This window comes from Bacillus sp. NTK034 (assembly GCF_017303275.1).
GTDB lineage: Bacteria > Bacillota > Bacilli > Bacillales > Cytobacillaceae > Cytobacillus.
The window spans coordinates 1-19,832 of record NZ_JAFKOJ010000006.1; the positions used below are offsets into that span (position 1 = coordinate 1).

General features: G+C 43.8%; 23 protein-coding genes. 17 read left to right on the forward strand and 6 right to left on the reverse strand.

The features are described 5' to 3' along the window. Positions 1–329 precede the first annotated feature (329 nt). The 3 genes from JI665_RS16890 to JI665_RS16900 are packed head-to-tail and all read left to right on the forward strand — an operon-like array spanning position 330 to position 1,165. A complete protein-coding gene (locus JI665_RS16890) occupies positions 330–530 on the forward strand; it encodes a hypothetical protein (protein ID WP_206841085.1) in 201 nt (66 codons plus the stop codon). Further along, positions 527–718, forward strand: a complete 192-nt coding sequence (locus JI665_RS16895) for a hypothetical protein (protein ID WP_206841087.1) — start codon at positions 527–529, stop codon at positions 716–718. Before JI665_RS16890 ends, JI665_RS16895 begins: the two co-directional genes overlap by 4 nt. Positions 719–724: 6 nt before the next feature. Continuing rightward, positions 725–1,165 (forward strand): GNAT family N-acetyltransferase, encoded by a 441-nt coding sequence (locus JI665_RS16900; RefSeq protein WP_206841089.1) that lies wholly within the window; start codon positions 725–727, stop codon positions 1,163–1,165. A gap of 369 nt (positions 1,166–1,534) precedes the next feature. Here the strand turns inward: JI665_RS16900 and JI665_RS16905 are convergent, their stop codons facing one another. From JI665_RS16905 to JI665_RS16915, 3 genes are read right to left on the reverse strand one after another with little or no spacing between them, the layout of a single operon-like run. After that, the gene (locus JI665_RS16905; protein WP_206841091.1) at positions 1,535–2,617 is read right to left on the reverse strand and encodes a Ger(x)C family spore germination protein; all 1,083 of its coding nucleotides are present in this window, start codon (positions 2,615–2,617) and stop codon (positions 1,535–1,537) included. Then, entirely contained in the window at positions 2,604–3,683 is a 1,080-nt protein-coding gene (locus JI665_RS16910; RefSeq protein WP_206841092.1) for a GerAB/ArcD/ProY family transporter, read from the reverse strand. The genes JI665_RS16905 and JI665_RS16910 overlap by 14 nt, the downstream gene beginning before the upstream one ends. Beyond that, complete coding sequence (locus tag JI665_RS16915; RefSeq protein ID WP_206841094.1) at positions 3,673–5,007, reverse strand: spore germination protein; 1,335 nt, start codon at positions 5,005–5,007, stop codon at positions 3,673–3,675. The genes JI665_RS16910 and JI665_RS16915 overlap by 11 nt, the downstream gene beginning before the upstream one ends. A gap of 189 nt (positions 5,008–5,196) precedes the next feature. Here JI665_RS16915 and JI665_RS16920 point away from each other — a divergent pair, with 189 nt between their 5' ends. Further along, on the forward strand, positions 5,197–5,664 hold the full coding sequence (locus JI665_RS16920) for a GNAT family N-acetyltransferase (protein ID WP_206841096.1): 468 nt from the start codon (positions 5,197–5,199) through the stop codon (positions 5,662–5,664). Positions 5,665–5,716: 52 nt separating this feature from the next. Here JI665_RS16920 and JI665_RS16925 read toward each other — a convergent pair whose 3' ends face one another. Continuing rightward, a complete protein-coding gene (locus JI665_RS16925) occupies positions 5,717–7,147 on the reverse strand; it encodes a polysaccharide deacetylase family protein (protein ID WP_206841099.1) in 1,431 nt (476 codons plus the stop codon). Positions 7,148–7,316: 169 nt separating this feature from the next. On the opposite strand from JI665_RS16925, the gene JI665_RS16930 reads away from it, so the two are divergent. After that, positions 7,317–8,579, forward strand: coding sequence for a YeeE/YedE family protein (locus JI665_RS16930; RefSeq protein WP_206841101.1), 1,263 nt, complete (start codon positions 7,317–7,319; stop codon positions 8,577–8,579). Positions 8,580–8,765: 186 nt separating this feature from the next. Here the strand turns inward: JI665_RS16930 and JI665_RS16935 are convergent, their stop codons facing one another. Beyond that, positions 8,766–9,275 carry a GNAT family N-acetyltransferase gene (locus JI665_RS16935; RefSeq protein WP_206841102.1) on the reverse strand — a complete coding sequence of 170 codons (510 nt, stop codon included), beginning with the start codon at positions 9,273–9,275 and terminating at the stop codon, positions 8,766–8,768. A 78-nt stretch (positions 9,276–9,353) separates the two neighbouring features. Here JI665_RS16935 and JI665_RS16940 point away from each other — a divergent pair, with 78 nt between their 5' ends. Further along, the gene (locus JI665_RS16940) at positions 9,354–9,962 is read left to right on the forward strand and encodes a YitT family protein (RefSeq protein WP_206841104.1); all 609 of its coding nucleotides are present in this window, start codon (positions 9,354–9,356) and stop codon (positions 9,960–9,962) included. 527 nt (positions 9,963–10,489) lie between these two features. On the opposite strand, the gene JI665_RS16945 is transcribed toward JI665_RS16940, so the two are convergent. Then, on the reverse strand, positions 10,490–11,410 hold the full coding sequence (locus JI665_RS16945) for a DNA-3-methyladenine glycosylase 2 (protein ID WP_206841106.1): 921 nt from the start codon (positions 11,408–11,410) through the stop codon (positions 10,490–10,492). A gap of 118 nt (positions 11,411–11,528) precedes the next feature. On the opposite strand from JI665_RS16945, the gene JI665_RS16950 reads away from it, so the two are divergent. From JI665_RS16950 to JI665_RS17000, 11 genes are all read left to right on the forward strand, one after another. Next, on the forward strand, positions 11,529–12,104 hold the full coding sequence (locus tag JI665_RS16950) for a bifunctional transcriptional activator/DNA repair enzyme AdaA (RefSeq protein ID WP_206841108.1): 576 nt from the start codon (positions 11,529–11,531) through the stop codon (positions 12,102–12,104). Further along, positions 12,094–12,591, forward strand: a complete 498-nt coding sequence (locus tag JI665_RS16955; RefSeq protein ID WP_206841110.1) for a methylated-DNA--[protein]-cysteine S-methyltransferase — start codon at positions 12,094–12,096, stop codon at positions 12,589–12,591. The genes JI665_RS16950 and JI665_RS16955 overlap by 11 nt, the downstream gene beginning before the upstream one ends. A gap of 431 nt (positions 12,592–13,022) precedes the next feature. Continuing rightward, complete coding sequence (locus JI665_RS16960) at positions 13,023–13,715, forward strand: helix-turn-helix domain-containing protein (RefSeq protein WP_206841112.1); 693 nt, start codon at positions 13,023–13,025, stop codon at positions 13,713–13,715. Between the two features lie 92 nt (positions 13,716–13,807). Next, entirely contained in the window at positions 13,808–14,707 is a 900-nt protein-coding gene (locus tag JI665_RS16965; protein WP_206841114.1) for an EamA family transporter, read from the forward strand. A 129-nt stretch (positions 14,708–14,836) separates the two neighbouring features. After that, positions 14,837–15,226 carry a hypothetical protein gene (locus JI665_RS16970; protein ID WP_206841115.1) on the forward strand — a complete coding sequence of 130 codons (390 nt, stop codon included), beginning with the start codon at positions 14,837–14,839 and terminating at the stop codon, positions 15,224–15,226. Positions 15,227–15,265: 39 nt separating this feature from the next. Continuing rightward, positions 15,266–16,519 carry a multidrug effflux MFS transporter gene (locus tag JI665_RS16975; RefSeq protein WP_206841117.1) on the forward strand — a complete coding sequence of 418 codons (1,254 nt, stop codon included), beginning with the start codon at positions 15,266–15,268 and terminating at the stop codon, positions 16,517–16,519. A 51-nt stretch (positions 16,520–16,570) separates the two neighbouring features. After that, positions 16,571–17,056: a nitroreductase family protein gene (locus JI665_RS16980; protein ID WP_206841119.1), complete on the forward strand. Its 486-nt coding sequence runs from the start codon at positions 16,571–16,573 to the stop codon at positions 17,054–17,056. 106 nt (positions 17,057–17,162) lie between these two features. Continuing rightward, positions 17,163–17,591: a hypothetical protein gene (locus JI665_RS16985; protein WP_244671237.1), complete on the forward strand. Its 429-nt coding sequence runs from the start codon at positions 17,163–17,165 to the stop codon at positions 17,589–17,591. Then, complete coding sequence (locus JI665_RS16990; RefSeq protein ID WP_244671238.1) at positions 17,521–18,039, forward strand: hypothetical protein; 519 nt, start codon at positions 17,521–17,523, stop codon at positions 18,037–18,039. The genes JI665_RS16985 and JI665_RS16990 overlap by 71 nt, the downstream gene beginning before the upstream one ends. 122 nt (positions 18,040–18,161) lie before the next feature. Next, positions 18,162–18,836: a response regulator transcription factor gene (locus JI665_RS16995; protein ID WP_206841122.1), complete on the forward strand. Its 675-nt coding sequence runs from the start codon at positions 18,162–18,164 to the stop codon at positions 18,834–18,836. Continuing rightward, the gene (locus JI665_RS17000; RefSeq protein WP_206841124.1) at positions 18,833–19,828 is read left to right on the forward strand and encodes a sensor histidine kinase; all 996 of its coding nucleotides are present in this window, start codon (positions 18,833–18,835) and stop codon (positions 19,826–19,828) included. The genes JI665_RS16995 and JI665_RS17000 overlap by 4 nt, the downstream gene beginning before the upstream one ends. The last annotated feature ends 4 nt before the right edge of the window (positions 19,829–19,832 follow it).

The window sequence follows — 19,832 nt, forward strand, 5'->3', positions numbered from 1 at the left end:
TAGGATGGGGGAGCTTGCAAATAGGAAGGGGGAGCTTGCAAATAGAATGGGGGAGTTTGCAAATAGAAGGGGGAACTTGCAAATAGAATGGGGGAACTTGCAAATAGAATGGGGGAGCTTGCAAATAGGAAGGGGGAACTTGCAAATAGATGGGTTGAACCTGCAAATATAGTCTGAATTCATTAAATTTGGTGCGTTCGATTTGCAATAAGAGTACCCGAACCTGTGTTTTGCAAAAAAAAAATTGCTGCTCACCAGGCATTATTATGGCAGGACATGAAACCTTCCGTCCAAAAAAATCGTAAAGTATCATAAAGGGGGGACTGGTTTTGAAAGAAAATAGCGGCAGGTTTGATTTTTACTCAGCCATCATTATTTCTGTAATTGCCATAATATTGATGATTCGAAACATGATAACGGGTATAGACTTCTTTTCCGTGACTAATGCTTTGGCAGTTTTTACTCTCGTGGTTTCCCTCAGACATTTATATAATTTAACCATGTCATCCCAGAAAGGGGAATCCTCATGAATTTCTTAATCTTATCTCAATCCGGATTCAATGCTGGCGATATCTTATTTCAACTTTTGGCATTTGCCTTTTTACTGACGGTTCCAGCGATTATCGTCATTCTATTTTTTATTTTCAAGAGAAGAAACGACAGGCTGAAGCGTGTGGAGGAAAAGCTGGGCCGATTATTAGAGAATATGGGTGATTAGGGGGATATGAAATTTACTCTTTTTAACTCAATCCCTGATGCAGAAACTTTAAAAGGGATTTTAGAACTGCATAAAACCATTTTTGGCGAATCTGATCATTTAGTCAGCAAAATGAAAAGCAAACCCCAATTGCTGGTGCTGACGGCTATGGATGGAGAAAAGGTGATCGGATATAAAATGGGGTATGCCATTGATCAGGGTACATTTTATAGCTGGCTGGGCGGAGTCGACCCTGATTACAGGAAAGACGGGATTGCTTCCATGCTGATGGAAAAGCAGCATGAATACCTAAAAGAAACGGGATATAAAGTGGTCAAGACGAAGACGATGAACAAATGGCGAAGCATGCTGATTTTAAATATTAAGCATGGATTTGATGTGATTGAAACTTATACTGATGAAAAAGGTTTGCATAAGATAATCCTGCAGAAACGATTACATAACTGAGGCTGCCGAAAATGGGCAGCCTCTATTTATTTGTTTATGAAATTTTCATAATTGATTAAAAATTTTTATTCACCCTGTCTTTTTTAATGGTTAATTTCGATTTTATAAGTGTGATCTAATCGTAATTCCAAAAAGAATTTGAGGATGGTGCAAAAACAAGCGGGACGGATGTGGGGGTTCGTTCTCTTTGAGTTGGGGGACGCAGATAGGGGCACTAATGAGATGGAATCGTTCTCTTCGCAATATGGATAATGAACGGAACTAATCAAGCTGAATAGTACACTCAAATTTAGCAAACCGACATTAAGCGTACTTAATTGTCACACTTATTCAACCTGTGACCAGAAAAGGGACAGGTTCACTGTCCCATCAGGTAGTTCTTAAATACCCCTCATTTTGAACATCTATATGAAACTTGATATCAGATTTCAAATTTGGATAGTAAATGGACCGCCAGTTTTTCAGTTCCTTTCGGTCAATTTTTGTGCGATACAATTGCCCCAAGCCCAGAATATCTGCTTCGCTTTCCTGGAGTTTGGCTAACATGCTGCTGAATCGGCTTGACAGGAGATGGCTCAATTCTTTTTTGATCATGGCACTGGATGTGTTTCCTCTTGTTTCGAGGACGACAACCTTTAGGTTTATTCGGCTCTGCAAAACTGGCTGCTTATCAGTCAAGTCAGTATGGTGGTCCATGGAGTTGCCGATAATCATGACACTTGCGTGATTCAGGACTTCAATTTGTCCATGGGTGCTTTCATTATTAAAAGCATTGAAAAGCAGGGTCTCATCATTGCTGATCTGCTCCACCATCTTTCCGTTTTTTATTACGGCAGAGCCGACTTGTTCGTAAGTTGTCGTTTCACCGGTAACAATCAGCGGGATGGCCACATCACGTGTATAGGAATGAATGCTGCGGTAGACTTCCCATATTCTTGTAAGGGCAATTTCCGGATTCCAGCCTGCATTTTTTTCGAAATAATCGAACATATTGGTCCCTTTAAGATTCTTTGATTCTGAAAGTATCGAAAAAAACTCATCCATGTTCTGGTCACAAATCGTGACTAGCGCTTTTGGGGATACTTCCCGTGATCTCATGAAACCGGCAATAATGTCCTTCATGCCTTCCTCAGCCGTTTTCCGCTCAATCATGATTACTTTTACATGAAGCAGGTCTACACTGGTCTCCATGTTTCGGCTGATGACATCGACCGCGTGGGAAATGGTTTCCCCAGTACCGGATACAATCTTTACTTCCAAAGACCCTTCCACAGGCTCAGGAATTTTTAGGAAAACCTTGTATTGATCATCTTCAACAGTAGAAATGCCAAGGACAACAGGAAGTGTCCGATGATTGATATCCCTAATGTCCCAGCAGCCGGTTAATGTCATCACTGCCAGAAGCAGACAGACCGTAATAGGGGCTTTAGATTTTACATTAAATGGTTTCATCTTTACCCTTCCTCTTCATGCGGCGTCCAAAGAAAAAGATTGAAAATGGAACTGCAATTAAAATGTAGAACCTCAGAAACGTATTCCACCAAAATAATTTCTCAACATCCTTCCAGTCCGGAATGAAAAAACATGAAATATAGACTGAGGCGGATAGCACGAGCAACAATTTTACCGGTTTAATGGAAGGAAGGTAATGACTTAAGATTCGAATTGCTTTCCAGGACACAAGGGCAAGATAAAGCATGATAAAGGAGATGAGGCTCAACAGAAAAAACATCGTAACCCTGTCGAACATCAGCCAATTAATATTGATGGCGTCCACAGCCACAACATATGGAAGGAAGGTTGTGGCTGATGTTGCTTGCCCAAAAGTCAGTACCGGAATATAGACTGAAAAAAGGAAAAAGGGAATAAGGAATGCGGCGGCCCATAATACATATTTTCTGTCATAGGATAAATAAGGCTGGACAAAACCGAGAAACAGAAAGCCTCCAGAGAAAGCAAAAAAGCTTTCCAAGTATGTTCTCTTCATAATGAATCCGAGATCTGCATCTAAAGGAACAAAGTACCTCCAATCCACGTTTTGAAAAGAAGTGAAGAAAATAAAGATGATGATGGGAAGAAATAAAAGGGATAGGAGAAGGCCAGTGCGAAAAATGGTTTCGACTCCTTTGGCTGCTATATAGGTTGAAATAGATATCAATAAGAGCATGATGGCCCATAAGGGAGTGTTGGATAAAAAGACAATGGTGATGATTTCGGCATAAGCCCGGAGCGTTATCAATAAAATCATACTGAAATATAAGAATACCGGGGCAATAAAGAAGATAGCTGTCCCTTTTCCGATTCCTGCATAGATGCGAATAATGTCTTTTTTCGGAAAATAGCTTAGTCCCTTCATATAAATAGAGATGAAAATGAAATGAATGACCACGCCGACCAGAACAGGAAGCCAGTGGCCCTGCTCTGTGCTTGAAATAACATTGCCGGGATACATAAAAAAAATCAGGCCCAAATGACTGATGACATACATCAGCATGACATGCAAACTTTTATCCGCCATTGCTTTCATTCCCTTTTAAATTTAAGTAGAGATAGGATTTGCCGTAGGTATTGAGGCTTGCCAGGTAAGCGCCAACGAAAACCAAGCCGGCAACCAGCCCCAGGATGCCAAAAATCGCCGCCAGGACCACAATGGCATATTTGAACAGCCGAATGGAAACAGAATTCTGAAAGCCGACGATGGTTGAGTTGGCAATGGTAGTGGCGGCAAGAATGATGATCAGCAGATTGCTGACTAATTTCGCTTCGACTGCAGCCTGCCCCAGGATAATACCCCCGACCATTGTAATAGTGGGTCCAATGGATTTTGGCAGCCTAACACTGGCTTCCAGGATTAATTCCAGAATAAGCAGCATGAAAATAATTTCCACCAATGCCGGATAAGGAACTCCTTCGCGGCTTTGGGCAACTGATAAAGCTAGCTGTATCTGCAAGACTTCAGGGTTTACGGAAACCAGTGCCACATACAGCCCGGGTGTTATCAGCGTGATTAAAATGCCGATGATTCTGATCGCCCGAATGGCTAGCATGATGGGGAGAGGAAAATTCCGGTCATTTTCAACAGCAAACATATCCCAGAGCAAATTTGGAAGATTCAGCGCAAAAGGCAATCGATCCACAAACAGAATGACTTTTCCTTTTTTCAGATTCTGGACCGCATGATGGGGCAGCTCAGTCGTATTAAATTTTGAAATAGCATTCCATGATGGAAACCCCAGCATTTTGGCGAGTCCCTGCAGATCACATACTTCCATTTGCATATTTTTTTCAATATGATCACGTATGCTATAAATCAGCTCCATATCCGATTGGCCGTCTATATACAGCAAGGATATTTTGTTTTTGCGGCTGCGGCCGGCTGAAAAAGAGTCGATTCTGATTTCGTCCGAGTTCACCAGTTTTCGGACCAGGCCGATATTAGTATCGATTCCTTCTGTAAAGGAATCCAATGCTCCTTGAATAACATTTTCATTTGTGGGTGAATCAATCGAACGATCGAGCATCGCGGGTACAGGCTCCATAATGATAAAACGGGCGGTGTTTTCAAAATGGATAATCAGTTTTCCCTCATATATGGATGAAATGGCTTTCCGGACATCCCCTTCAATCACTTCCCCTATGGCCCGCCATAAATCCCCAGAAGGATGATTCTGCAAAAGGATGCTCTCGGCGTGCTTGTGAAGCACCGTTCTCGTTTTGATAAAATCAATGAGTGTATTAAATCCCAGCAGCATAACGGCTGCATCCGCAAGATAGTCCCTTTGAAGATGAAAATCGCCATTGTTCCCAAGCTCAGCCTTAATTTCATTAATAAATCGATCCATTGCGGGTTACCCCTTTATAAAGACATAAATATTATTAATTTTCGCTTTCTGGAAAAATTTATTCCTAAATACTTAATTTAGCGTTTTAACCCTCGGCTAAAACAAGAGGTAACTTTCGTACTTTGAACAAGAGTTCAGCCAGGAATTATCAAACCTCGAGAGGAATAATTAAAGTGGGAGGAAAGACAAATGAATATTATCGCAGTGCACGAACATCCGCATTTAGTTGAGAGCGCAGTTCAATTTTTCTGGGCACAGTGGGGGAATGAGCAAAACTTCCGCTTTTATCAGGATTGCATGATCCATTCAGGGACATCGGGAGACGGCATCCCGAGGTTTTATGTTGGGATCGAGAATGAGGAAATCATTGGCACGTATGCACTAATCCGCAATGACCTCAATAGCCGGCAGGACTTGCATCCGTGGCTGGCATGTCTGTACGTTGATCCCAACAGCAGAGGGAAGAAGATTGGCTCCCGGCTGCTTGATCATGCTATTGAAGAAGCGGCGAAGCTTGGATTTAAAAAACTTTATCTCCAGACAGATCTGGAAGGATATTATGAAAAATACGGCTGGACGCATAGCGGAGAGGTTTACGGGGCGGACGGCGGGGCCATTAAGTTTTATGAAAAGTGTGCAGGGCTTCTGCATCAATGAATGAAAAGAAAAATTAAACGCCCAGGATTATCCTGAGCGTCTGTCTGAATGATTATTGCCGTTTTCCAAAAAACGTACCGGTCACTTCCTGTTCCTGGAGGGATAGAAGCTGGGAGACGGTAATGAATTCGTAGCCTTCTTTTTCAAGGTAGGCCAGCAGGTCCGGAAGTGCTTCAGCAGTTGGCTTATGGATATCGTGCATCAAGACGATGGAGCCTGGCACAGCATTGGCCTTCACGATTTTTTGAATAGCCGAGGCATTGAGTGTTTTCCAATCAAGTGAATCGACCGACCATAGAATAAGCGGTGTATGGGCCATTCCGGCAATTTTTTTCACATCTTCATTCATGGCCCCATAAGGCGGGCGGACGGTAGCAGGAAGCTGGCCGCTTGCTTCTTTGATTTTGCTGCTGGCTTCTTCCATTTCTTTGCGGATTTCTTTTTCTCCGAGGGATGAAAGGTCCGCATGGCTGTCACTGTGATTTCCGATTTCATGGCCTTCTTCAGCCACTTGGCTTGCGATTGCAGGATAGAATTGCGCCTGACTGCCAAGCATATAAAAGGTAGCCTTTGCGTTATGCTTTTTTAGAATATCCAGTATTAGCGGTGTGACTTTCGGGTGTGGCCCATCATCAAAGGTTAGGGCAATATACTTGCCGTTTGGATCCAGCGGAGGAGCTTCTGGTTCCTTGACTTCCGGTTCAGGAAGCTGAATGTCTGGGAGTTTCAAGTGCTGGGCGATTTCATCCTTTAAGAGTGGACGAATCTGTTCGATTGGAATTTTCACTTTGACCGCTCCGGCTGCACCGGCCGCAATTTCATATTCGTTAAAATAAAGCGTGAAATTCTTGCCGCTCAGTGACCATTTCCAGCTCGACGGGTTTTCCAGCGCTTCGTCAAGCAGGTCATCAAATAAATAGCCCTTGAGTTCGTCCTTCTCGCCGATTTGTTTTTTTATCATCGCTCTGAGAGGCGTCAGGGACTCCTCATCCATACGGATTACATCGGCAAGCTGCACCATTTTCTGATTCGCAAGGTCGATAGTGAACGTTTTGACTGCCGCCTGCCCATTTGCGCCGCCGGTGTACTGGTAAGCTTCAAATACAAGGGTGTACATGGTATCGGAGACTTTTTTCGGCTCAGCCTTGATATTGAGATGGGCACGGAATTCTTCGCTGTCCAGCACCTGCCTGTTTGCCTTCACAGGTTCCAGGAAATCCCTTTCCTGAGTCTGGATCCATTCTTTCATGGGTTTGTTCAAATTCTCAATTTCAGTGATCGGAGTACTGATCGCTAGGGTATAAGATTTCGTTTCCTTTGTCCGGGTTTCAAGGTTTAATCCGGGGAAAGCTGCCGGGGAAGTGGTTTCTGTTCTGGAAAAAGCCTGCAGGCTGGTGTCAGTTCCAGAGCTGATGAAATAATAGATGCCTGCAATGAAGATGCTGAATAATACCCATGATGGCCATTTTAACCGCTTAAGCAATGATATCCTTTCCTTTCCTGTCTTTAAAATTATGACTCTCCAAATATATAATTATATCAGGTGAAAATGGGAAAATCATCGGGCTGGAGAAAAATTCACCATTTACTTTTAAAGAAATATAGTATAAAATAACACTTTAATCCGACTAAAGTGATAAGAAAAGGAGTGAATGAAGTTGGCTCAAGTAGAAGTTAAAAGTAAATCATGGGTTTCAGCACCAACAACAGTTGTTTCAAACTTAAATCCGATTCAAAAGCCTTTTGTTGCAGCTGGCGTTCTTGCAGCTATCATTTTGTTCATTTCCATTATAAATGCAGCGAACATGACACAGGGAGTTCTATTTATTATTGGAGTTACACTCGGCATGACCTTGCTTCATGCCCGCTTCGGCTTCACATCTGCATTCAGGCGCTTTGCAAGCGTCGGAAACGGGCAGGGCCTGCAGGCGCATATGCTGATGCTGGCAGTTGCTTCAGCATTCTTTGCGATTATTCTAAGCACTGGTTTCAGTTTTACTGGAATCGAGCCTAAAGGATATGTGTCTCCAGTAGGAGTCAGCGTCCTGTTTGGTTCCTTTATTTTTGGAATCGGGATGCAGCTTGGAAATGGCTGTGCTTCCGGTACTTTGTATTCGGTAGGCGGAGGGCAGTCCTCCATGATCCTGACGCTGATTTCTTTCATCGCTGGTTCCACGATCGGTGCGTACCACTTCTCATTCTGGATGGAAGAAACACCGGCATTGCCGCCAATCTCCCTGGCTACATCAACTGGACTCGGCTACGGAGGAGCATTGATTCTGCAGCTTGCCTTATTTGCATTGATCTATTGGGTAACACTGCAAATCGCGAAAAAGCGAAAAGCGCCAATGATGAAAGCTTTGCCTACAACGGCTGGGTGGAAAAAAGTGTTGAGAGGATCATGGCCATTGTTCGCAGCCGCTATCGTCCTGGCTTTGCTGAATGCATTGACTCTGACTGTCCGCGGAACGCCTTGGGGCATCACCTCCGCATTCGCACTATGGGGCGGAAAAGCCTTGATGGCAATGGGAATCGACGTAACATCATGGGGTTATTTTGCATCAGAGCCGAATTTAGCGGCATTGAAAAATACAGTTCTTGCTGATTCTACAAGCGTTATGAACTTCGGAATCATCCTTGGTGCCTTCATCTCAGCAGCATCACAGGGAACGTTTAAGCCTGGAAAAATCAAGCCTGGTGTTGCCGGTGCTGCGATTGTTGGCGGACTGCTGATGGGATATGGTTCCCGTCTTGCATTCGGCTGCAACATCGGTGCCTACTTCGGCGGAATCGCATCTTTCAGCCTGCACGGCTGGGTATGGGCCATCATGGCCATGCTTGGTACGGGCGTGGCTCTGTTCATCCGTCCGCTGTTTGGATTGAAGAACCCGAAATCTACGGATTCGGTTTGTTAATGGAAAGCCTGGCACTCTTGATGAGTGCCAGGTTTTTTTATTTGGAAAAAGTCTTACTGAATAGAGGAAACGGCCAGCAATAATGGGGAAACAAACCTGAGATTTGAGGAAACGGTTCGGGAACTTAGAAAATCGGATGAAATTAGCTGAAAAACAAAAAGAAAAACTGGCTTGCAGGCCAGCTTATTACGTAAGATCCAGTTCAAAACACAGTTCTTCCTGCTGTGTATCTTCAAACCACTTTATCCCAGCTGTGGTCATGCCGATTTTCCCGAGCACCTTCCCTGATGCAGGGTTGGCCGGATCCACAGCCGCGACCATTTTCCGGACGTTCGGGCAATTTTTCCTTAAAGCGGTCAAGCAAGCAGCGGAAGCTTCAGCAGCATATCCTTTTCCCCAATAGTGCTGATTAAAATGATAGAGGAGCTCGACTTCGTGTTCATCTTCTGCCGGGTTAAACCCGCAAACTCCAATGATGGCGGAGGTTTCTTTTAGCAGAACAGTGTAAACCGAGTAGCCTTTTTCATTCTGCAGCTGCCGGTAAAAATCGATGGAGCGCTGGATACGGCTTTTAGTGCTGGCGCCGCCGCAGTATTTCATTACCTCCGGGCTGCCCCAAATCTCATAAACTGCTTCCAGGTCATCGGCCTGCATGGTCCGGAGCAGGAGCCGTTCCGTTTCAAAAGAAATGGTCATTCTATTCACCTCGTGCGGTTTTCTCTTCTATGAAAATATTATAAGATAGAGTGAGGAAAAACGTTAGGAGTTTTTGTCATGCACGTACTCTATAAATCTTTGATTTTGGGAATGGCCGCCAGCATCCAGGGAATCGCGATGACCTTTTTCTTGTTTCCGCATTTTATCCCGTCAGGCGGTGCGGCAAGTCTGGCTGTTTTATTCAATTATCTGTTGGACGCGCCTTATTCGGTGACATTGTGGGTCTTGAATGCCGGCCTGCTGCTGGCAGCGGCCAAATGGCTTGGGAAAAGCAGTGTGATCTGGACGCTGTTTTGCGTTTCCGTTACTTCGGTTACGATTGATTTTCTGACTACATACATAACGGAACCGCTGAATCCGGTTCTCCTGGATCTTTTGCTTGGAGCAGTAGTCTTTGGAGTGGGAGTCGGCATTTTATTCCGGATGGGCGCTTCGTCTGGGGGCATGGATATCCTCGCGTTAATCATTTCCAAAGCTAGGGGAAGTGCGCCGGGCCGGACGCTATTTTACATAAATGGCAGTCTGCTTTTGCTTACAGGGGTTGTCGTGGACTGGAAGGTTATTGTATATGCGGTGATCTGCCAGATGATCGGGACCCGGATGATTGATCTCATTTACAAGGTTGATATAAAAATCCTTGCGGAGAAATATAAAATTCATTACTAAAGAAAGGGCCTTGCAGGTCTTTTCTTTTTTATGGAAAATATTTCACTATTGTTCTAGGGTAATAACATGAAAGTGGGGATACTATGATTCAGCTGCAAGAAGATAAGGATAATAGCAAAAAGAATAATGAAGAAGAGGACAATGGCTGGGATGTAGGCTAGAATACATATGAAGCAGGGGAGCAGCTGGCGGATGATGGCTGTCTTGGCTGTGCCGGAGGGTGTTTCTTTCAGGCTTTATTTCTTGTGATGACACCACTATATTTTATTCTGACATAGAAAGGACAGGGGGACCTGTCCTTTATCAGATATATCGGCCAAATGTTAAGGGGAGCGGACGGATTTTCATTTTAACGGCCAATTTCAAAAGGAAATCGGCCGGATTTATATTTTATCGGTCACTTTTAAATGGGTATCGGTCAGAATTTCATTTTTTCGGTCACTTTCACAGGATATCGGTCAAAATTTCAATATATCGGTCACTCTGTGTCAAATCAGCTTTTCAAAGATGGCACTGTGCAAATAATTTTAATATAATACTCTCCACAAATAAAAAGTAGCATACGCTTCCCAATTCTCCCAGCGAGCGGAATATTTCAGAATTTCCTCTCTCACCGGTTTCCTCTCAGAGCCTAAGATCACTTTGATCGCATTATGCAAGCCGACATCATCGATTGGAAAAGCGTTTGGGAAGCGCAGGCAACGCATAAGGACATAATGGGCGGTCCAGGGGCCGATGCCGCGTATTTTGGTCAGCCTTTTTTCTGCAGCCTTCACATCTCCCGCGTTCAGCAAGTCCTTTTTCGAAAGCTCGCCGTTTACAATTAAGCGGGCTGTGTCTATCAGATATTCGCATTTTTTAACGGTCATTTTTAAGTCGGCTAGATCTTCGATGGTTAACCCGGCAATCGTTTCCGCTTCAGGGAAGAGCCAGTATTTACTCCCGCCGTTTTCCAGGGACTCCCCAAGTTTTTCAACGAGCCGCCGCTTTAGTGTATACGCATATGTAAGGTTAATCTGCTGCCCCAGGATTCCCCAGGCAAGAGCCTCGAATAAATCGGGAATTCCCATAACTCTCAGTCCGAAAAATTGCTCGGCAGGCTTTTGCAGCAAGGGATCTGTTTGTGCCATCTCATAAAATGGGGTCAGGCTGGCTCCGAGGTCGAACCAATCATGAATATATGCCGCAATTTCCGCTTTCATTTGATGCGTGACGGGCTTATGAATGACGACGGAGAGAGATTGATCTGACACAGCATTTATTTCAAGCAGCAGCTTTTCATTCCCGATGGCAAGGGCGCGTCTAATTGTCTCCCCGGAAATTTCATAGAGGCATTCATTTGCCGATCTTGATAAGTATCGCAGGTTTTCGGAAAAGCTGAATTCATGCGGAGTGAAAAGGACCAGGCCATTTTCATCCTCTTTCCAGTTTACAAAGTAAGAGCTCATTTGGATTCCTCCTTTTCTTTATTGTAAATTCTCAGGATTACGTTATCTTGCGTTTATATTTAGAAATCGCTGATGATGAATCTTTTTTGTGTATACTTTTTAGCAGAGGTGATCGCAGGTGGCTTATGAACAGATTCCGGAAGAATATTGGAACGCGATAAAGGATTGCGACAAATCCTATGATGGTCTCTTTCTTTATGGCGTTAAAACGACGGGGATATTCTGCAGGCCATCGTGCCGGTCGAGAGTTCCGAATATCGGCAATGTCGCTATTTTTCAAAATGCTGATCAAGCACTGGCAGAAAATTTCAGGCCGTGCAAGCGCTGCAAACCGGAAGGCCTCAGCCTGCCTGCAGAAGAATGGATTAAGCAAATAACCGGGTGGATCGACCAGCATTATAGCGGCCCGATTACATTGCATCATTTGGGGGACCTGTTTCATGGAAGTCCCTTTCATTTGCAGCGGGTGTTCAAAAGGGTCACCGGGAAGTCGCCCACAGAGTATATTCAGGATATCCGGCTCGAAAAAGCCGTTCATATGCTGGAGGCCGGGGAGCAATCGATAGCCGATGTCGGTGCATCAGCAGGATTCCCCAGCACCCCTTATTTTATCTCTTTATTTAAAAAGAAGCTGGGTACAACACCTGCGGCATATCGAACCAAAAGAAGGGAGGAGCGGGAGAATGAACATTGAATGGGCGAACCTGCAGGAAGGGGAATGGAGCCTTTATCTGGCGAAAACCGAAAAGGGTCTCTGCTATAGTGGATCTGACCCGGAGTTTGAGGAATTTGAAAGGTCCCTGAAAAAATATATTCCAGCTGCAGTGCTTGTGGAAAATAAAGCAGCACTGCAGCCATACATGATGGAATTACAGGAATTTCTACTGAGGAAAAGACAAATTTTTTCAATGGACCTGGATTTGAAAGGGACTCCGTTTCAAGAGGAAGTCTGGGAGGCATTAGTGCAGATCCCATACGGGAAAACAGTCTCTTATTCGGATATCGCAGAGAAAATAAACAGGCCGCAGGCAGTCCGGGCAACAGGGAAAGCAATCGGTGCCAATCCGCTGTTAATCGCGGTCCCATGCCATCGTGTCATCGGCAAAAATGGTGCGATAACCGGCTATCGCGGGGGGATTGAAATGAAGCAGTTTCTGCTTGAATTGGAGAAACAAGGCTGAAGAGATGGTCATCTTCGGCTATTTTTATTATTCAGCAGCTGGGATGAGTATATAGCTTGAGGCGATATTAATTTGGATACTTCTAAATAAATCCGAATTCGGATCTAATCAGGCAGGAGAGGGATAAAAAAAACGTCCTGAGTCCGAATGTGTGGCTTATTTGGACAGGATGCGGAGAAAACCGAGGATTTGAGTCCGAATGCAGTGCCTATATGGACAGGATGCGGAGAAAACCGAGGATTTGAGTCCGAATGCAGTGCCTATTCGGACAGGATAAGGAGAAAACCGAGGATTTGAGTCTGAATGCAGTGCCTATTCGGACAGGATAAGGAGAAAACCGAGGATTTGAGTCCGATTCATTATCCAATCTTTCATCCCTCATAGTTTCGGATTATAATAAACTAAAGCATGATCAGGGGGGGGGGAGTAAAATGGAAAGCATTACCTGCGAAAAAAGATCCTATTCCAGAGAGTTTCATTCGCACCAGCATGAGTTTGGCCAGTTTCTTTTTCCTTTGCAGGGCTCCCTGGATATCGAGACGAAATGGCAGGAAATCAAGCTTGACCCCGACTATTGTTTTTATCTTCCGCCAGGGTTTGATCATAACTATCGGTCGATGGACCGGAATGAATTTTTAATTCTGGATATCCCGGCGCCTTATTTGCCGGAAGAGACCAGCAGTATGTACATTCAGCTAGATCAGCAATGGTCTTCGATCCGTTATTTGCTGCTGGGAGAGGCGGGGAATCAGGGGGATACATCCTCCCTGGCAGATTTGACCAGGTATGTGACCAGCAAACTGCAAGTCGCCAAACCCCCGTCGATTGACTATATTCATAAGCATTATAAGGAGTCGATCCGATTGGAGACTCTGGCGCAAATCGAACATTATCATCCGGCCTATTATTCCGCATGGTTTAAGAAGAAGACCGGGAAAAGCCCTAAAGGCTATATATCTGATCTGCGCTTGAAAGAGGCGAAGCATTTATTAATGTCAACCTCCTGGTCCATGTCGGTGATCAGCGGGGAATTAGGCTTCGAAAATTCTTCCTCCTTTACACGGTGGTTTACCCGCAGTGAAGGAATAGCACCTCAAAAATACAGGATCCTTAAGAATGGATAAAAGGGATATTAAACTTGGTAAAGAAAATTCCCAGGAATTTTTCTAAGATAAGTTTAATGATTCCTTTTATCTTTTTTTATTGAGGTGATAACATGAACGGGAAAGCGGCTCCATTTTTTATATTGCTTGCCGGAGTGCTCTGGGGGACTACGGGTACAACGCAGGCCTTTGCGCCGGAAAGCGCACACCCGATTGCCATCGGGGCTGCCCGACTGGCGGCAGGCGGTTTATTTTTATTATGCATGGTTCTGATGGCGGGGAAACTGGACCTGAAAAATTGGCCTATCAGGAACACCCTGTTGGCCTCACTTTGCATGGCGCTGTACCAGCCATTGTTCTTCTCAGCGGTGACCCTTACAGGAGTAGCCATTGGAACCGTGACAGCGATCGGGAGTGCGCCGATCTTATCGGGTTTTCTTGAATGGCTCTATTTGAAAAAACGCCCGTCTGCCATTTGGTGGTGTTCTACCTTCCTGTCCGTTTTGGGCTGTGTTCTGCTTTTCATGAACAAAAATTCGGTTCAAATGGACCCGGCTGGACTATTAATGGCATTGGGGGCTGGTTTGACATTTGCAGGCTATACGCTTGTCAGCAGGGATCTGGTTGAAAATTATTCATCACTATCAGTCGTTGCCGTTGTGTTCACACTAAGTGCCACCTTTCTATCGCCATTCTTATTTATTTTTGACATGTCCTGGCTTGCGAGTGTTCGGGGTTTGACTGTCAGTCTGCACCTGGGGATTCTGGCTACGGGAATTGCCTATTTCCTTTTTTCAAAAGGGCTTGTCCATGTTTCCTCTTCAACAGCGGTCACACTTGCGCTGGCGGAGCCTTTAACTGCAGCATTATTAGGCGTTTTTCTATTAGGGGAATCTTTAAACATGACTTCCTGGTTAGGGATCCTTCTCTTATTGCTTGGAATTGGCGTTTTGATAGGATCTCCAAAAAGTTCTGAAAGAGATCTTGAGCCTGGAGTGGTTCAGAAACATTGATATTCATATAGAAAGCCTATCTTCTCCCGGAGAAATTAGGCTTTCTTTTTTTGTAGAACAAAAAAGATTGCATTGTGAAATAAACTTCTTTATTATTTTTTGTAGAACAAAAAATAATCCGGAGGGTTTATGAAAGAGCAAACCTTAACTTCACTCGAACAATATGAAGAGTTTCTTAGAAATAAGATGATCCATAAAGCGAAAAAGAAAGGTCTTGAAGGTGAGGATCTTACAGAATATCTAAAAAAACATGAGAATGATGCGGCACGCATTTGGAAGGAAAATGATCTTCAGAGATGGCTGGAAAAAGACGGGTATGTGACCATAGCCGTTTGGAGAGATGAGACAGGACAGCGGAAAATCGGAAGGGGACGTCCCAAGAAGCCTGAAGGCCAAAAACTTAAGCATTCCATCCATGTCAGGCTGGATGAAGAGATGTTTAAAAAGCTGAATCATTTCTGCCAGGAAAAAAAGGTGGATGTTTCAGAAGCCATCCGGATTCTTATCAATAATCTTTGAGCTCAAAGTCCAAATTCATAGGAAAAGGCAGGAAAATCAATGAATGATTCTTTAGAAAATATAAGTAATGCACAGGGTGCACCTTCAAAGTCCAGGCGATTATGGATGGCGATCGTACTTGGTACTTTGGCTGCGTTTGCTCCTCTATCCATCGACATGTATTTGCCGGCTCTGCCTGATATCGCTATTGATTTGCATACCAAGCCGTCCCTTGTACAGCTAAGTTTGACCTTTTTCCTGCTTGGCCTTTCTTTAGGCCAGCTGCTTGCAGGGCCGCTCAGTGATGTACGCGGACGCCGGAAGCCCCTTCTTTTAGGATTACTGATTTATTTTGCCGTTTCTCTCTTGTGCGCTTTTAGCCAGTCCATCTGGGGCTTGATTGTGCTGAGGTTTATTCAGGGTCTGGCCGGGGCAGCAGGGATTGTCATCTCCCGAGCAATTGTCAGGGATCTATACTCAGGCACCGAGCTGACCAAATTTTTCTCTCTGCTGGCTTTAGTGAATGGTGTGGCCCCCATTCTTGCTCCTATAATTGGCGGCCAGTTATTGCGGATTGCTCCCTGGCAGGGAGTGTTTATCGTTTTGAGCGTAATTGGCTTGGTAATGTTTCTTGTCGTACTATTTGGTCTGCCAGAAACGCTGGCAGATGATTCCCGTTCACAGGGCGGCATAAAAAACACATTAACGACCTTTCAGCAGCTCTTATTGGATAGAAGTTTCATAGGGTATGCATTGTCGCAAGGCCTGGTGTTTGCTGCCATGTTTGCGTATATATCCGGATCGCCCTTCGTCCTTCAGAACATTTATGGGGCCAGCCCGCAGATATTCAGCCTGATCTTTGCCATCAACGGTCTTGGAATCATCATTTCCAGTCAAATCACGGGAAGACTGGCGGGGCGGATCAGTGAAAGGAAGCTTTTTACGGCTGGCATATGCATCTCTTTCATGGGAGCTATTGCTCTATTAATCATGCTTCTTTTAGATGCAGGCTTGTACGCTATTTTGCCGCCGTTATTCTTTGTTGTTTCAAGTATTGGGATGGTGAGTACTTCAGGCTTCTCGCTTGCCATGCAAAATCAGGGCAAGTCGGCAGGGAGTGCCTCCGCATTACTGGGGGTACTATCCTTAATCTTTGGGGGATGTGTGGCTCCTCTTGTCGGCTTAGGAGACAGCCCGGCGAAATCGATGGGGATTGTCATAGCATGTGCAAGTGCCGGGGCTGTTCTGTCCTATATGTTCCTGGCAGCCCGGCCCAGTGGGAAATCCATTGATAATGAGAAGGCTGTGATGTAAATAACCTATTAATCCAGTAAAATGAATGATAAATGAAAGGGGAAATTAACAATGGATATACAGAAAATAATCACGACTCGCCGCAACATAAAAAAATTCAAATCTGATAAAGTGGAGCATAGTCTAATCACCTCCTGGCTGGAGGCTGCGACCATGGCACCCAACCATAAAATGACGGAGCCATGGGAAGTATTATTTGTTGGTCCGGAAACAAGGGCTAAGCTGAATCACAAGACCGATTTTTGCCAGGCACCGGTCGTGCTGGCCATTCTATCCAAGCATGGAGCAACCGATCTGGAACGAAATGAGAACATGGCTGCAGTATCCTGTTTTATCCAGAACTTTATGCTGATGGCGTGGGCATCAGGAGTGGGGACATTCTGGTCTTCCCTGGGGGTTTCAGCTGCAGCAAGAACTGCTTTAAATGTCCCGGATGATTGCGATGTAGTTGGTATTTTTGGAGTAGGCTTTCCTGAGGAGGTACCTGAAGCGAAGGAGCGTACACCGGTTGAAAGGAAAATAAAGCATTTATCATAATTATTTTTATAGGGCGCCTATCCAATGGATGGCGCTCTTTTTCGTTTTTGTTAGAATATGGTATGATTTTGAAGTAATAGATTTATATCTTACCAGAGGGGTTCATATGATTTTCTTACAGGTTATTTTAATCATTTTAATATGGGCGATTCCGATTTTCCTTTTTATAAAAACTTATAAAAGAATGGACAAAAAGGAACAGCAGGATGCTAAAGAAGAGTTGAAGAACCCTTTATTTCTCCTTATTTTTGGAGGCGGATGCATCGGTTTTCAAGTGTGTATTACCGGCAGTATTTCAGAAATCAATATCATTCAGCATATAGGCGCCGGCTTAGTGACCATCGGCATACTTACAGGATGTATGGCTCTTTTCAAGCAAAGAAATGCTAAAAAGGGCCTCGCGCTAATGATTGTTGGGATAATAGGAGCAATTCTTTATATTAATTTTGGCAAAGGTGATGAGTATGACAAGAGAGATTTCTTATATATTGCTAACTCTGACCATTTTACTATCAGCTTGTACTCAAAACCCTGACTTCGAGCTGTATGAGGGAAGGACATTAAGGATTGCGATAATTGGAGAACCGCCAGAAGTGAATGCAGAACAAGTGAAGTTTAATGAAATTTCTTTTGATGAACTTACAAATGAGGAATTGAGCTCTTATGATGCAGTAATAATGTCGGAGAAAAATCTTCCTAAAGCTGCTGAGCCCAACTATGCAGAGACATATTCAGATTCATCCATTCCATTCTTTTTTATATCAGCCAGCAGTCATATCCCGTTTACTGTTAAAGACACAGAATATAATGATTCATGGAAGTGGGAAGCTGGTAAAAGCTATGCTGTGGGAGTTCTTAAATCGAAAAAAAAAGATGCATTTCATAGTTGGGGGTATGGGTTGTATAATGACGAACTGACTGATGAATCTATTCGTGATGTGTATGCGAGAATTTTTAAGACCATTGATGAGCTTAATCACTAATGGAAAAATAGATCATTTCAAATATACTGCTTGTGGAATAATAGTAACTGACCTATCCTAATGACTTAAAGAAATTGTGCCGGAATGAACGGTAACCATTATTCCAGTAAAGAGGGATTTTTATGTATAGAATCATGATGATAGAAGACGATGAAAAAATCAGACGGATTGTCGCTGATACGCTAAAAAAATGGCAATATGATGTGGTGGAGGTAACCCAATTTGACGAGGTGCTGACGGAATTTGAGCAGAAAAGTCCACATCTCATTTTATTAGATATCAATCTTCCCGTTTTTGATGGATACTATTGGTGCCAGCAAATACGATCTGTTTCAAAAGTGCCGATCATTTTCCTTTCCTCCAGAAATCAGAATATGGATATAATAATGGCCATTAATATGGGCGGAGATGATTTTATCCAGAAGCCCTTTGATTTGGATATCCTTCTCGCGAAAATCAGTGCGCTCATCCGCCGGAAGTACACCTATCAGGAAGAGGAGAATCTCCGTTTCATCCATCGCGGCCTGAAATTAAATGTAACCAATTCAACGATTGAATTTAATGGGCAAAGCAATGAGCTTAGCAGGAATGAATTCATCCTTTTGCAATTGATGATGCGGAATATCGGGAAAATCGTCTCGAGGGATGACTTAATGCAGGCACTGTGGAATGAGGAGCAGTTTATCGATGATAATACACTTACCGTGAATGTGAATCGGATGCGCAGGAAAATTGCCGCAATTGGACTAGAGGACTTTATTATCACTCGGAAAGGGTTAGGGTATTTAATTGAATGAACTTCCTTAGTTTTCTATCCTATGAAAAACCTTATATAATCCTCTATCTGATCAGTTTCCTGATCTCTGCAGCGATCTTTTTTACTGATATCAATGGAAGCCTGGCATGGGGGACTTTCCTTTATGCCTTCGCCCTATCTTCTATTGTATTAATCGGGTTTTTAGTATATCGGTACCAGCAAAATCTGCGTGTGATTAGGCAATTGGAAAGGGCGGAATATGACAGCCTGTCTCTGGAAGGAGAATTCGCTAAAGCCCACATAGATGAGTTGAAGCGTGAACATATCCGTGAAATGAATCGGATTCAGGACAGGCAGAAGGATCATTACGACTTTATCGTCTCCTGGTTCCATGAAATCAAAACACCGATTGCCGTTCTTCGCCTGCTGCAGCAAACTGATATGGACGCAGGCAGTTTAAGAGAAGAAATCACAAAAATTGAAAATTATGTTGATCAAGCACTCTATTACGCTAAACTAGACAGCTTTAATCAGGATTACGATATCCGGAAATGTGATATTATCAAGATTTCTAAGGATATTGTAAAGTCCCACTCAAAAACCTTTATTTCAAAAAACATCCGCATTCACATACAGGCAGATAAGCTGGAGGTTCAAAGTGATCCTAAATGGCTCCAGTTCATCGTCAATCAGCTTCTGACAAACAGTTTGAAATATACAGAACCTGGCGGAGAGATTACCATTTCCATATCAGAAACTCCACAGGAAAAACAGCTTTTGATTCGGGATAATGGGATTGGCATCAGCCAGAAAGATCTTCCGAGAGTATTTAATCGCGGTTTTACCGGAGAAACGGGGCGATTGTATTCGAAGTCGACCGGAATGGGTTTATATTTAGCCCAGCAGTTAAGCAATAAGTTAGGGCATTACATTAGCTGTACGTCGAATGTGAGAGAGTACACCCAATTTATTGTTCACTTCCCGATTGATTGCGATCCGTTTTTAATAATGAAAAAAACACACGATGAGTAAAGCA

What these genes read in the sequence shown, in the direction of transcription:
- JI665_RS16985 (WP_244671237.1), top strand. Translation starts at nt 17,163, where the DNA reads ATGATTTTCTTACAGGTTATTTTAATCATTTTAATATGGGCGATTCCG.
- JI665_RS16945 (WP_206841106.1), bottom strand. Translation starts at nt 11,410, where the DNA reads ATGAGCTCTTACTTTGTAAACTGGAAAGAGGATGAAAATGGCCTGGTC.
- JI665_RS16930 (WP_206841101.1), top strand. Translation starts at nt 7,317, where the DNA reads ATGAAGTTGGCTCAAGTAGAAGTTAAAAGTAAATCATGGGTTTCAGCA.
- JI665_RS16900 (WP_206841089.1), top strand. Translation starts at nt 725, where the DNA reads ATGAAATTTACTCTTTTTAACTCAATCCCTGATGCAGAAACTTTAAAA.
- JI665_RS16940 (WP_206841104.1), top strand. Translation starts at nt 9,354, where the DNA reads ATGCACGTACTCTATAAATCTTTGATTTTGGGAATGGCCGCCAGCATC.
- JI665_RS16995 (WP_206841122.1), top strand. Translation starts at nt 18,162, where the DNA reads ATGTATAGAATCATGATGATAGAAGACGATGAAAAAATCAGACGGATT.
- JI665_RS16935 (WP_206841102.1), bottom strand. Translation starts at nt 9,275, where the DNA reads ATGACCATTTCTTTTGAAACGGAACGGCTCCTGCTCCGGACCATGCAG.
- JI665_RS16955 (WP_206841110.1), top strand. Translation starts at nt 12,094, where the DNA reads ATGAACATTGAATGGGCGAACCTGCAGGAAGGGGAATGGAGCCTTTAT.
- JI665_RS16975 (WP_206841117.1), top strand. Translation starts at nt 15,266, where the DNA reads ATGAATGATTCTTTAGAAAATATAAGTAATGCACAGGGTGCACCTTCA.
- JI665_RS16905 (WP_206841091.1), bottom strand. Translation starts at nt 2,617, where the DNA reads ATGAAACCATTTAATGTAAAATCTAAAGCCCCTATTACGGTCTGTCTG.
- JI665_RS16960 (WP_206841112.1), top strand. Translation starts at nt 13,023, where the DNA reads ATGGAAAGCATTACCTGCGAAAAAAGATCCTATTCCAGAGAGTTTCAT.
- JI665_RS17000 (WP_206841124.1), top strand. Translation starts at nt 18,833, where the DNA reads ATGAACTTCCTTAGTTTTCTATCCTATGAAAAACCTTATATAATCCTC.
- JI665_RS16980 (WP_206841119.1), top strand. Translation starts at nt 16,571, where the DNA reads ATGGATATACAGAAAATAATCACGACTCGCCGCAACATAAAAAAATTC.
- JI665_RS16965 (WP_206841114.1), top strand. Translation starts at nt 13,808, where the DNA reads ATGAACGGGAAAGCGGCTCCATTTTTTATATTGCTTGCCGGAGTGCTC.
- JI665_RS16895 (WP_206841087.1), top strand. Translation starts at nt 527, where the DNA reads ATGAATTTCTTAATCTTATCTCAATCCGGATTCAATGCTGGCGATATC.
- JI665_RS16915 (WP_206841094.1), bottom strand. Translation starts at nt 5,007, where the DNA reads ATGGATCGATTTATTAATGAAATTAAGGCTGAGCTTGGGAACAATGGC.
- JI665_RS16970 (WP_206841115.1), top strand. Translation starts at nt 14,837, where the DNA reads ATGAAAGAGCAAACCTTAACTTCACTCGAACAATATGAAGAGTTTCTT.
- JI665_RS16920 (WP_206841096.1), top strand. Translation starts at nt 5,197, where the DNA reads ATGAATATTATCGCAGTGCACGAACATCCGCATTTAGTTGAGAGCGCA.
- JI665_RS16990 (WP_244671238.1), top strand. Translation starts at nt 17,521, where the DNA reads ATGACAAGAGAGATTTCTTATATATTGCTAACTCTGACCATTTTACTA.
- JI665_RS16910 (WP_206841092.1), bottom strand. Translation starts at nt 3,683, where the DNA reads ATGGCGGATAAAAGTTTGCATGTCATGCTGATGTATGTCATCAGTCAT.